The organism is Streptomyces sp. NPDC020898, assembly GCF_044333925.1.
Taxonomy (GTDB): Bacteria; Actinomycetota; Actinomycetes; order Streptomycetales; family Streptomycetaceae; genus Streptomyces.
Window position 1 is genome coordinate 530,585 of record NZ_JBIRRV010000007.1, and the last position, 12,727, is coordinate 543,311.

Sequence of the window (12,727 nt, forward strand, 5' to 3'; positions counted from 1 at the left end):
GGAAGACGAGGCCGAAGAGGTCCGCCGGGGTTTCGGGGAGACAGGGGCGGTGCGTCACTTACCAGCGACACACCGCCCGACCGCGAGGCGCCATCACGTACGCATCGTGATGACGTCGCGTCAGTTCGAGCTCGGCTCTAACGTCGAACCGCGGATCACGAGGCTGGTGGGAATGATGCGCGAGGGGGCGGCCTCGGGCGATCTGCGCACGTGGTCGAGCAGCAGACGCGCCGCTGCCTCACCCATCTCCCGCATCGGCTGGCGGATGGTGGTCAAGGCCGGATAGGTGTACGACGCCACCTCTACGTCGTCGAACCCCACCACGGCGACATCCCGCGGAATCTTGAGGCCGGCCTCGTGCAGGGCCGCGAGCACGCCGGCCGCCGAGGGGTCGTTGTGCCCGAAGACCGCGTCGAACTCCACGCCGTCCGCGAGAGCTTGTGCCACCGCGCTCCGGCTGCTGTCGAACAAGAAGTCGCCGCAGATGATGCTGCGCGGTTCGAGCTCGATCCCGGCCTGCGCATAGACGTCGACGAAGCCGCCCAACCTTTCCTGAGTGCAGCCGTACTCATCAGGACCGGTCACCACCAGAGGGCGACGGCGACCGAGGTCCAGCAGGTGGCGCGCCGCCTGCTCACCGCCCTCCCGGTTGGTGGTGGCCACATAGGGGAATCCCGGCCGCTGGAAGCGGTCGTCTATCAGCACCACCGGCAGTCCGGCCTCGTGCAGTTCCGTGATGGCCGCCAGGGCCCCCTCGGGCTCTATCACCAGCAGACCGTCGAACGACTTGGCGGCGACCTGCACGCCCAGCCTGCGCAGTGACTCCTCACCGCCGTTCACGGTCAGCATCCGCAGCCCGAAGCCCTCGGCCTCCAGCGTCTCGACGACCGCCTGCACGATGCCGGCCCAGACCCAGGCCAGGTCAGGGACCAGCATGCCGATCATCTGTGTCGTGCCGCGTGCCAGCCCCACTGCCCCGGCGCTCGGCACATAGCCGAGCTCCGAGATCGCCTCGCGGACCTTCACGACGGTGTTCTCGTGGATCTCGCCCTTGCCGTTCAGCACCCGCGAGACCGTCGTCTTGCTGACGCCGGCCCGCGTGGCCACGTCGGCGATAGTGACTCCCATGTCACCTCCCCTCCCTTCCTACAGAGGCGGAAGACTTCCCTCCCGCACCGAAGGGACGATCGTACAGAGACCCGTGCAACCGGTACCGGAAGCAGTTCCGGAACCGGTTTCGGTACCGGTTCCGGAAGTGAAGCATCGAGAGGCCTCACCGGTCAACACCCCGGAAACAACTCGTTAACGCAGCCGGTCTCGGTCTCGCACGAGGCCGCGGAAGCCTGCCGGTCGCCACCCAAGCCACCGCTCTGACCTGCGCGGTTGCCGACTCCAACCCGTCATGGCCGAGCTCGTTGGCGCGGCTGCCGGCCGCCGACGACGCCCGATGGACCGCAGACCCGTCCCGGAGCAATCGCGCCCGCACCGTTGACGCACTGACCGGATCGCCCTTCATAATCGGGCACTCGCTGTCATCGATGACATTCGTCGTCGATGACACCCCAGTCGGCTGCGTGGACGTCGACGCCGCTGGGATGTCACTTTTCGGTCCGTCCGCGCCGGGGCCGCAGTCAGTGCTGCGCCGACGAGCTGCGGGACTAGGAGACACCATGAGCTCTGCACGCGTATCCCGGCATGCCCGCATACGGATGATGGCGGCGGTGGCGACCGTCTGCGCCCTGTCCGCAGCGCCGCTCGCCCCCCAGGCCGTGGCTGCCGACACCCCGCCGTACTCCGAGACCTACCGGCCCCAGTTCCACTTCACTCCGCAGAAGAACTGGATGAACGACCCCAACGGCCTCGTGTACTACAAGGGCGAGTATCACCTCTTCTACCAGTACAACCCGAACGGCAACTCCTGGGGTGACATGTCCTGGGGGCATGCGGTGAGCCGGGACCTCGTGCACTGGGAGGAGTTGCCGCTCGCCCTGTCGCACGACGACGAGGAGATGGTGTTCTCCGGCAGTGCGGTCGTCGACTGGAACAACACCACCGGGTTCGGTACGAAGAAGAACCCGCCCATGGTGGCGATCTACACCAGCGCCTACAAGGACGGCGGCAAGCAGGCCCAGTCGCTCGCCTACAGCACCGACCGCGGCCGCACCTGGACCAAGTACCAGGGCAATCCCGTCATCGACATCGGCTCCGACAACTTCCGCGACCCCAAGGTCCAGTGGTACGCGCCGACCAAGAGCTGGCTGATGACGGTGTCGCTGTCCGCCGAGCACAAGGTGCAGTTCTACTCGTCCAAGAACCTCAAGGACTGGAAGCTGCAGAGCGAGTTCGGGCCGACCGGGGCGACGGGCGGCGTGTGGGAGTGCCCCGACCTGTTCCCCCTCGCGGTCGACGGGGACAAGAAGAAGATCAAGTGGGTCCTGGTCGTCAACATCAACCCCGGTGGTATCGCGGGCGGTTCGGGCTCGCAGTACTTCATCGGTGACTTCGACGGCAAGAAGTTCACCGCCGACGACAAGGGCACCTACACCCCGCCCACCGGCACGGTGGTCCAGGACTTCGAGGGCACCGATTTCGGTTCCTGGACGACCACCGGCACCGCGTTCGGTCAGGGACCGGCAACCGGTGCGGTGGACTGGCAGGGGCCGGTCACCGGCTTCGACGGCAAGGGCCTCGCCAACAGCTTCCACGGCGGTGACGGCGCCACCGGGACCCTCACCTCACCCGAATTCACCGTGGACAGCCCCTACCTGAACTTCAAGGTCGGTGGCGGGCGGCATCCGCACGAGGCCGGAACCGTCATGGACAGGACTCCGCCCGAGGGCACGGTCCTCGCCGACTTCGAAGGCGGCACCTACGGCGACTGGACGGCAACCGGGGACGCCTTCGGCTCGGCACCGGCCACCGGGACCCTCCCCGACCAGGGACAGGTCTCCGGCTTCCTGGGAGACGGGCTGGCCAACACCTTCCTGAACGGCGACGCCAGTACCGGCACCCTCACCTCGCCCGAGTTCACCCTCGACAAGAAGCACATCAACTTCCTCATCGGCGGCGGCAACCACCCGGCCGACTCCGACAACCCCACCGCCGTCGAGCTCCTCGTGGACGGCCAGGTCGTCCGCAGCTCCACCGGAAAGGACGGCGAGGCACTCAACTGGGCCTCGTGGGACGTCGGCGACCTCGCCGGCAAGAAGGCGCAGATCAGAATCGTCGACAACAACAGCGGCGGCTGGGGCCACCTCAACGTCGACCACATCATGTTGTCCGACACCCAGGCCCAGCGCGTCTCCCAGGAGACCTCCGTCAACCTGCTCGTCGACGGCAAGGTCGTCCGCAGCGCGACCGGCGCCGACAGCGAGAGCCTGGACCGGGCGTCCTTCGACCTGCGCCCGTACGCCGGCAAGAAGGCGCAGATCCAGATCCTCGACATGAACACCGCCGGCTGGGGCCACGTCATGGCCGACCAGTTCACCGCCGCCGACAAGCCCGCCCAGTCCGTCGTACAGCGCGCCGACTGGACCGACTACGGCAAGGACTACTACGCGGCGGTGTCCTGGGAGAACGCACCGGGCGGCAAGCGCTACATGATCGGCTGGATGAACAACTGGGACTACGGCCAATCCATCCCCACCTCCCCCTGGCGCAGCGCGCAGAGCGTTCCCCGGGAAATGGCCCTGCGCACGATCAACGGCCGGATCCGGCTGACCAGCAAGCCGGTGGGCAGCCTGGAGTCCCTCCGGCAGCAGCACCCGGCGACGGCGTCAGGCGTCACCGTCAAGAGCACCTCCAAGCCGCTGATCAGCCGCGCGGCCACGGGCAAGGCACTCGATATCGAGGCGACCTTCTCCCTCAAGGACGCCGACCGCTTCGGCCTGAAGGTGCGCACCGGCGCAGGCGGCGAGGAGACCGTCATCGGCTACGACACCACCACCCAGGAGCTGTACGTCGACCGCACCCGCTCCGGCGCCGTCGACTTCAACAGCACCTTCCCCGGCGTCCGGACCGCACCCCTGAAGCCCGAGAACGGCAAGGTCACGCTGCGTATCCTCGTCGACTGGTCCTCCGTCGAGGTCTTCGGCGGCAACGGCGAGGCAGTGATCACCGACCAGATCTTCCCCGACCCCTCCAGCACCGGCGTCGAGGTCTTCGCCGAGGGCGGCACCGCTGCCCTCGACCACATGCGGGCGTGGCAGCTGAAGTCCATCTGGCGGTGACGCGCCGCAGGTCCGCGCGCCGGCCGGCCAGGAGCGGCTTCCGGCGCGCGGCTCTCGGCGCACGGCTGACACTGGTGTGACTCGACGGGAGTGCCCTTGGAGAACTGCTCAGAAGTGGGTGGTGATCCCGAAGGTCTGCCGGAGCTGGGCCATGTCGCGACGGTCGTGATCAGCAGGTTCATAGCCCTGGTGGAAGTAGACCTGCTGCTCGGGCGACAGGCACGGGACGGTCGCCCCGAGGATGGTGCCCGTGACGAAGCACGAGCCGGGATAGGTGAACGGATGTTCGGGGTCGGGTGACGCCTGCACGGCGGATCCGTCCCCGGCAAAGATCAGAGGGTGAAGATCGATCTCCCGGTCGTGAGGGTCGGTGACGACGAACCGCACGGGGCGCCAGTCGAGGGTCTCGACGAACCCGGCGTCCGCGAGAGCCGCCACAACGGCCGCTTCCTGGTTCTTGCGGTGCATCAGGTCCAGGTCACGGTGCTGGCGGGTTTGCTCGCCGACCAGGGCGTCGATGCCCCAGCCACCGCCGATCCAGATGTCGACGTCCGCGTTCCGCAGCACGGCGAGGATGGACAACACATCGTCGGCCTTCATCACCTCACGCACGCTAGCGGTGATCACGTGGGCGGGCGAGTGGATTTGCAGTCGATCTCCCCGCGCTCCAGCTCCGCGTCGCCGCCGGTGTTCAACGCTCGTCACGGATGCGTGGCCAGCGGGTCGAGGAACGTCAGGACGGAGGCGTCCTCCTCGATCAGCGGGGTGAGGGCGGCGTTGAACGGACCGCCGTACGGGGCGTTCAGGTGCGTCTGGAAGGCGTCCTCGTCCCGGTAGACCTCGAAGATCCAGTAGGCGCGTGGGGTGGCCGCCTTGGTGTAGACGTCGAAGGCCAGGTTGCCTTCCTCTGCGTGCACCTTCAGGGCGTAGTCCCGGATCAGGCGGGCGACTTCGTCCTCCGCTCCCTCTCGGGCGGTGAACTCGGCGAGCAGGGTTTTCGTCATGGTTTCGTGTCCTTGTCAGTGAGTGGAGTCGAGGTGCTGGGCGATGGTCTTTTCCGTCGCGAACCTTGCCAACTGGCTCTCCCACGGCGGGTTGGGGCCGACGACCGAGCAGGTCAGGGCCGCGACCTGCGTGGCGAACAGGCAGGCGGCCTCGACATCGCCGATACGCAGGTCGGTCAGCCGGCCGCCGAGGAGTCCGCGGGTGCCGAGGTCGTGCAGCAGTCCGGCGGTGAACGAGTCCCCCGCACCGACTGTGTCGACGACCTGCGTCGCCACTGCGGGGACCTGCACCCGTTCCCCGTCGAGTGAGGCCAGGGCGCCGTCGGCGCCGCGCGTGATCACGACGAGCCGCGCCCCCGCCGCATGCCAGGTGTCGCACGCCTGCTCGGGCGGGGTTCCGGGCAGGAGGAGATCGAGGTCGTCCTCGCTCAGCCGCAGCACATCCGCGAGACCGCACCAGTGCGCCAGCCGGGCGCGGTAGACCTCGGGGTGCACCAGGAGCGGGCGGACGTTGGGGTCGATGCTGATGGTGGCCCTGGGGGCGGCCACTGCCAGGAAGTCCTCCACCACCGCCGCCCCGGGTTCCTTGACCAGGGCCAGCGATCCGGTGTGTACGCAGGCGGTGTCGGCGAGGTCCACCCCGGCCAGTTCCGCGCTCGTCCACTGCCAGTCGGCGGTGGCCTGCGCATGGAAGGAGAACGTGGCCTGGCCCTGGGGGTCCAGCGCCGCCACGGCCAGCGTGCTGGGCTCGGCGGCCTCGACGGCGTGCGACAGGTCCACGTCCGATGCCGTGAGGTGGGCGCGGAAGAGACGGCCGAACACATCGCCGGACAACCGCGCGAGGAAGCGGGCCGGGGTTCCCAGGCGGGCCAGGGCCACCGCCGTGTTGGCGGGTCCGCCGCCCGGCAGCACCCGCAGGGCGAGTTCGTTCCGGGTACCTGCGGGTTCGGTGAACCCGTCGGCGACGCACTCTCCCAGGACGGTGATCTGAGGCGGGGTCATGGGCTGCTCTTTTCTTGGAACGCGCTGGCAGAACGGGCACGTCGCGGGCAGTCGCTGAATGGCTTCGGGCGGGCGACGGCTGCGGGCGTTGCCGATTTGTGACGGGTGCAAGGCATTGACGTTGCCTGGAGGCGGAGTCCATCATCCTGGCCAAGCAGTGTCAACGATGACATAAGTCAACGATGACACTTCGGGACGGCATGCCTCGATGCCGGCCGCTCGCCCGCAATCCCGCAGGAGTCGTTCATGTCACGCATCTCTCGTCTGCCCTCCTCCTTGCTCAGAGCCGCTGCCTGCACGGGTGTCGCAGCCCTCGCCCTGACCGCCTGTGGATCCGGATCCGAATCGGGCACCGCGAGCTCCGGCTCGGGCAGCGTCAAGGTCGGCCTGATCACCAAGACCGACACCAACCCGTTCTTCGTGAAGATGAAGGAGGGCGCGGAGAAGGCCGCCAAGGAGAACGGTGTCGAACTGTCCACCGCCGCAGGCAAGTTCGACGGTGACAACGCCGGTCAGGTCACCGCTGTCGAGAACATGGTCGCCGCCGGCGTGAAGGGCATCCTGATCACGCCGAGCGACTCCAAGGCGATCGTGCCGGCCCTCGAGAAGGCCAAGGCCAAGGGTGTTCTGGTCATCGCCCTGGACACCCCGACCGAGCCGGAAAGCGCGGTCGACGCACTCTTCGCCACCGACAACGTCAAGGCGGGCGAGCTGATCGGCGAGTACGCCAAGGCCGCCATGCAGGGCAAGTCGGCGAAGATAGCCACCCTTGACCTCGCGCCCGGCGTCTCCGTCGGCATCCAGCGCCACGACGGCTTCCTGAAGGGCTTCGGCGTCGAGGAGGGCGACTCCTCCATCGTCTGCTCCCAGGACACCGGCGGCGACCAGGCCAAGGGCCAGACCGCGATGGAGAACTGCCTGCAGAAGTCTCCCGACATCAACGTCGTCTACACCATCAACGAGCCGGCTGCGCTGGGCGCGTACACCGCGCTCAAGGCCAAGGGCCGGGAAAAGGACGTCCTGATCGTCTCCGTCGACGGCGGCTGCACCGGCACCCAGGCCGTCAAGGACGGCAAGATCGCCGCGACCTCGCAGCAGTACCCCCTGAAGATGGCCGCCGAGGGCGTCAAGGCCGTCGCGACGTACGCCAAGGACGGCAAGAAGGCGTCCGGTTACACCGACACCGGCGTCACCCTGATCACCGACAAGGCGCAGGACGGGGTCACCTCCAAGGACACCGCCTACGGCCTGGAGAACTGCTGGGGCTGAGCCGCCGACGCCCAACTGCCGCCGTTCGAAACCCCTCAGCGGGGCGGCCGGCCCCTCCTCCCCGACCGGGGACGGCCGCCCCCTCGTCCTCTTGCCGTCCGACAAGGACCGACAAGGACTTGAGTCTTCCGACAAGGACCTCGCATGACTGCCACGTCCACGCCACCCTCCACGTCCACGCCGTACGCCGACCTCAAAGGACCGACCACGGTCCGCAGACTGCTCACGCAACCGACCACCGGCCCGCTGGTCGCCCTCCTCCTGGCCTGTGTCTTCTTCTCCGTCTCGACCGAACAGTTCCTGACCGGCGGCAACTTCTCGCTGATCGTGCAGCAGGTCATGGTCGTCGGCACACTCGCCATCGGCCAGACGCTGATCATCCTCACCGCGGGCATCGACCTGTCGTGCGGTGCGGTGATGGCGTTCGGCAGCATCGTGATCGCGAAGATGGCCGCAGAGGGCTCTCTGCCCCCGCTCGCCGCCATCGCTCTGGGCCTGGTCGTCTGCGGCGGCTTCGGCCTGCTCAACGGGGCGTTGGTGCAGAAGATCCCGCTGCCGCCGTTCATCGTCACCCTCGGCATGCTCAACGTGGCGTTCGCGCTGACCCACATCTACTCCGAGGAGCAGACCGTCACCAACCTGCCCGGCCCGCTGACGGCCCTCGGGCAGACCTTCCCGCTCGGCAACACCGACATCACGTACGGCTCGCTGGTCACCATCGCCCTGTTCCTCCTCCTCGCCTACGCGCTGAGCAACACCGGCTGGGGCAAGCATGTCTACGCCCTGGGCAACAGCCCGGAAGCCGCGCGGCTGAACGGCATCCGCACCTCCCGGCTGACCATCGGCGTCTACACCGCGGCCGGCGTGCTGTACGGCATCGCCGCCGTGCTGCTCATCTCCCGCACCGGAGTCGGCGACCCCCAGGCCGGACAGACCGACAACCTCGACAGCATCACCGCCGTGGTCCTCGGCGGCACCAGCCTCTTCGGCGGACGCGGTTCGGTCCTTGGCACGTTCATCGGCGTCCTCATCGTCGGCGTCTTCCGCAACGGCCTGCAGCTGATGGGCGTCGCCTCCATCTACCAGACCCTGATCACCGGAGTCCTGGTGATCCTCGCGGTGACCGTCGACCAGCTCTCCCGGAAGAAGGCCCGATGACCGCCACCTCCTCCCCCACGCCCGTGCTGCAGGCCCGTGGTCTGGTCAAGCGGTACGGCCAGGTCACCGCCATCGACGGCGCCGACTTCGACCTGCTGCCCGGCGAGGTCCTCGCCGTCATCGGCGACAACGGCGCCGGCAAGACCAGCCTGATCAAGGCCCTCACCGGCGCGGTGACCCCGGACGCGGGCGAGATACGCCTGAACGGCGAACCCATCACCTTCGCCGGTCCCCAGAGCGCCCGCGCCCACGGCATCGAGACCGTGTATCAGGACCTCGCCGTGGCCGCCTCCATGGACATCGCCTCGAACATGTTCCTCGGGCGGGAGCTGCGCCGCTCCGGCGTCCTCGGCAGTGTCTTCCGCATGCTCGACAAGAAGCGCATGCGTCAGGAGGCGGCCGAGCACATGGCCGACCTGAAGATCGGCCTGCGTTCCCTGACGCAGTCGGTGGAGACACTCTCCGGCGGACAACGGCAGGCCGTCGCGGTCGCCCGTTCCGTCGCCTGGGCCAGCAGCGTCGTCGTCATGGACGAACCCACCGCCGCCCTCGGCGTCAAGGAGTCGGGCCAGGTTCTCGACCTCATCCGCCGCGTCCGGGACAAGGGCATGCCGGTCGTTCTGATCAGCCACAACATGCCCCACGTCTTCGAGATCGCCGACCGGATCCACGTGCACCGCCTCGGCCGGCGCGCCGCCGTGATCAAGCCCTCCGACTACTCCATGGCCGAGGTCGTCGCCATCATGACCGGCGCGCTCACGGTCGACGAGGCCGGAGATACTGTCGTAGCGGACGCGGAGGCCGCGAAGGCCGCCGGAGTCCAGGCCACCTGACAGCACAACACCGCGCTCGCAGTTCCCGGCCGAGGCCGCGGCCGGAACCGAGAGCCCTCAGGAGACGGTTTCCTCCATGGCAGCGAACCGCCGCCCAACCCTTGCCGACGTCGCCCGAGAAGTCGGCGTCAGCGCCAAGACGGTCTCCCGAGTCCTCAACGAGGACGGACCCGCCTCCGCGCAGACCAGGGAACAGGTACTCGCCGCAGTGGCCAAGCTCGGCTTCCAGCCGAACCTCATGGCCCGCAACATCCGCGTCGGCGGCCCGGACACCACCATCGGCCTGGTCATTCCCGACCTCGCCAACCCCTTCTTCGGAGCCGTGGCCCGCGCCATCGAGGACACCGTCCGCGAACGCGGACTGACCCTCCTCATGGGCTCCTCCGCGGACGCCCCCGAGCGAGAACGCGCCCTGACGGACAAGTTCCTCGCCCGCCGCGTCAGCATCCTGATCGTCGTTCCGTCCGTCGGCGCCGACCACTCCCACCTCAAGTCCCACCGTACGGCGGGACTGCCCGTGATCTTCCTCGACCGCCCCGGAGTCGGCCTCGCCACGGACAGCATCGTCAGCTCCAACCGCGCGGGGGCCCAAGACGGCGTCGCCCACCTGATCGCCCACGGGCACCGCCGCATCGGATTCATCGGTGACCTGCCCGTCAAGCTGTACACCCGCCGCGAACGCCTCGCCGGATACCGCGCGGCCCTGCAAGAAGCCGACATCCCCCACGATCGCTCCCTGGCCGCCAGCGCACACGACCAGCCAGGCGCCGAGGCCGCGACCTACCAGCTCCTCGAACTGGCCGATCCCCCCACGGCCCTGTTCGCCGGCAACAACATCATGGCGCTCGGCATCGTCGCCGAACTCGCCCGCAGCAAGCGCAAGGACGTAGCCGTCGTCGCCTTCGACGACGTATCACTCGCCGAGGCACTGGAACCGGCCCTGACCGTCGTCGCCCAGGACCCCGAGGAAATCGGCCGCAGCGCCGCGGCCACTGCCCTGGCCCGGCTCGACGGCGACCGCTCCCGGGCCCGCACCATCACCGTTCCCACCCGGCTGATCGTCCGAGGCTCGGGGGAGCAATCCGCGCCCAAGCCGTAAGCGGCATGGCCCCGTCGGACGACGAATCTCAGGGTCTGGCCAGCGACGCAACCCGCCTGACGCTCCATCAGAACGAGCGTCACCGAAAGACCATATGCCCGGGCCAACGACCCACCACCGCTCGACACAGCAGGTCACGCGGCCTGCTGGTCTCTTCCGGGACATCTGACCGGAGGCGCGCACCGGCGCGGGGCAGGAGGTGCGCGTTCTTCCGTAGCGTGCACCCGGGGCCCGGGTGGCCGAGCCACTGGGCCCAGGACACGACCGACTCGTCGTCCGGCGCCCGGACTCGGGCCCCGGCCGGGGCGCTCTCCTCCGGAGTGGCGATCACGCCGGCCCCGTCCGGGGCCGACCGAGCCCCTTGTCCGCCAGCGTATTCAGCAGGTCCGTGATGGCCCGTCCTCGCCTCGGCGGACCGCGGTGAACGCTCGGCGCCTGGGGGATCAGAGGTGCGTACGCACCGTCACATCGGCGGACGCGGCGAGCTGGACCAGCCACATCACCCTCCAGCCTCCTCCCGCGTGAAACCTGCGTTACGAAAACCCCTATTCAGGCCGGGGCCCCACCCCTATGGGGTTCAGCTAGGGGCCGTCTAAGGGTGCCCAAGGCTATGGGGCACCGAGGGTAAATGCGTAGCGTTTCCGGCGTCGGGGAACGCATGTCGGACAGTGCCGATCCCCCTCACATCTCAGGCAGGCCCGAGTTGGCGGCTTCCATCCTGGAGCAGTCGCTTTCCCGACGGAAGAGGTTGGCATGGATGTGTTGACCGAGGCTCTCCTGGCGGGGGCCGAGCGGGCGGAAATCGAAAAAGCAGAGTTGCCCGACACGTATCTGGCAGCGCATCTCCGTGCCGAAGAGGCCGGCATGTTCGACGGGATTTCCGACAAGGACGTGCGGAAATCCCTGCATGTCGGCCAGGTTCCCATGCCGGAGCTGGCCCCGGACGAAGTCGTCGTCGCCGTGATGGCCAGCTCGATCAACTACAACACGGTCTGGTCGGCAACATTCTCCCCCGTCTCCACCTTCAATTTTCTTGAGCGTTTCGGGCGCGAGGGCGGATACGCCGAACGCCACGACCTGCCGTATCACGTGCTGGGGTCGGACGCCTCGGGTGTCATCGTGCGCGTGGGCGCCGGTGTCCGCCGCTGGCGGGCGGGCGACCATGTGGTGGTCAGCTGCGTCCAGGTGGACGACCAGGAGCCGGCGACCCACGCCGACGGCATGCTCGGTTCCGGTCAGCGGATCTGGGGTTACGAGACCAACTTCGGCGGCCTCGCGCACTACACCGTCGTACGCGCGAGCCAACTCCTGTCCAAGCCGGCCCACTTGACGTGGGAGGAGTCGGCCGGCGTCATGCTGACCGCGGCCACCTCCTACCGGATGCTCGTCAGTGACAACGGCGCTCGGATCAAACAGGGCGACATCGTGCTGATCTGGGGTGCGACCGGTGGCCTGGGAGCCTTCGCCGTTCAACTGGTCAAGAACGCGGGCGGTATCCCCGTCGGGGTGGTCAGCTCGGAACGGAAGGCCGGCATCCTGCGCTCCCTCGGCTGTGATGTCGTGATCAACCGCACCGAGATCGGCCTCGGCGGCGACGACGCGCTGACGCCGGAACGCACCATCGAAACGGGAAAAAGACTCGGCCGGGCCATCAGGGCAGCCGTGGGTGAAGACCCTCACGTCGTCTTCGACTTCATCGGACAGGCCACCTTCGGAATTTCGGTGTTCGTGGTGCGGCGCGGCGGTGTCGTCGTCACCTGTGGTTCGAGTACGGGCTATCAGCACGAGTTCGACAACCGTTATCTCTGGATGAATCTCAAGCGCATTGTGGGCAGTCACGCCGCGAATCTCCAGGAACAGTGGGAGTGCAACCGGCTCGTCCAGCTCGGACGGCTGTCCCCTGTTCTCTCAGATGTTTATCCGCTGGCCGAGGTTGCCGAGGCCGCCAGGCTCGTCCAGCAGAACAAGCACACCGGAAAAGTCGGCGTACTGTGTCTGGCCCCGGAGGAAGGTCTCGGTGTCACCGACGCCGAGAAGCGGGCCGCCCTCGGGGTCGAGCGGCTGAATCCGCTGCGGGCCACCGGAACCGACGCTGCTTCCGCGCGTGCGAAGTCCCAGGAAAGGGCTGCGTGA

The 12,727-nt window shown here is 68.1% G+C and carries 10 protein-coding genes; 6 read left to right on the forward strand and 4 right to left on the reverse strand.

The window, feature by feature from the left end:
• Positions 1-120: 120 nt before the first annotated feature.
• Positions 121-1,128 (reverse strand): LacI family DNA-binding transcriptional regulator, encoded by a 1,008-nt coding sequence (locus ACH4TV_RS24730; protein WP_398401570.1) that lies wholly within the window; start codon positions 1,126-1,128, stop codon positions 121-123.
• A 542-nt stretch (positions 1,129-1,670) separates the two neighbouring features.
• Here ACH4TV_RS24730 and ACH4TV_RS24735 point away from each other — a divergent pair.
• A complete protein-coding gene (locus tag ACH4TV_RS24735) occupies positions 1,671-4,229 on the forward strand; it encodes a GH32 C-terminal domain-containing protein (protein ID WP_398401572.1) in 2,559 nt (852 codons plus the stop codon).
• A gap of 108 nt (positions 4,230-4,337) precedes the next feature.
• Here ACH4TV_RS24735 and ACH4TV_RS24740 read toward each other — a convergent pair whose 3' ends face one another.
• From ACH4TV_RS24740 to ACH4TV_RS24750, 3 genes are all read right to left on the reverse strand, one after another.
• Positions 4,338-4,829: a nucleotidyltransferase domain-containing protein gene (locus ACH4TV_RS24740; RefSeq protein ID WP_398401645.1), complete on the reverse strand. Its 492-nt coding sequence runs from the start codon at positions 4,827-4,829 to the stop codon at positions 4,338-4,340.
• Positions 4,830-4,930: 101 nt separating this feature from the next.
• Complete coding sequence (locus ACH4TV_RS24745) at positions 4,931-5,233, reverse strand: putative quinol monooxygenase (RefSeq protein ID WP_398401574.1); 303 nt, start codon at positions 5,231-5,233, stop codon at positions 4,931-4,933.
• 15 nt (positions 5,234-5,248) lie between these two features.
• Complete coding sequence (locus ACH4TV_RS24750) at positions 5,249-6,235, reverse strand: carbohydrate kinase (protein WP_398401576.1); 987 nt, start codon at positions 6,233-6,235, stop codon at positions 5,249-5,251.
• Between the two features lie 246 nt (positions 6,236-6,481).
• Between ACH4TV_RS24750 and ACH4TV_RS24755 the strand changes: the two genes are divergently transcribed.
• The 5 genes from ACH4TV_RS24755 (at position 6,482) to ccrA (ending at position 12,727) form a co-directional block, all read left to right on the forward strand.
• Positions 6,482-7,504, forward strand: a complete 1,023-nt coding sequence (locus ACH4TV_RS24755; RefSeq protein ID WP_398401577.1) for a sugar ABC transporter substrate-binding protein — start codon at positions 6,482-6,484, stop codon at positions 7,502-7,504.
• Positions 7,505-7,648: 144 nt separating this feature from the next.
• On the forward strand, positions 7,649-8,662 hold the full coding sequence (locus tag ACH4TV_RS24760) for an ABC transporter permease (RefSeq protein ID WP_398401578.1): 1,014 nt from the start codon (positions 7,649-7,651) through the stop codon (positions 8,660-8,662).
• On the forward strand, positions 8,659-9,495 hold the full coding sequence (locus ACH4TV_RS24765; protein ID WP_398401579.1) for an ATP-binding cassette domain-containing protein: 837 nt from the start codon (positions 8,659-8,661) through the stop codon (positions 9,493-9,495). The genes ACH4TV_RS24760 and ACH4TV_RS24765 overlap by 4 nt, the downstream gene beginning before the upstream one ends.
• A gap of 76 nt (positions 9,496-9,571) precedes the next feature.
• Complete coding sequence (locus ACH4TV_RS24770; RefSeq protein WP_398401580.1) at positions 9,572-10,594, forward strand: LacI family DNA-binding transcriptional regulator; 1,023 nt, start codon at positions 9,572-9,574, stop codon at positions 10,592-10,594.
• A 753-nt stretch (positions 10,595-11,347) separates the two neighbouring features.
• Entirely contained in the window at positions 11,348-12,727 is a 1,380-nt protein-coding gene (ccrA, locus tag ACH4TV_RS24775) for a crotonyl-CoA carboxylase/reductase (RefSeq protein WP_398401582.1), read from the forward strand.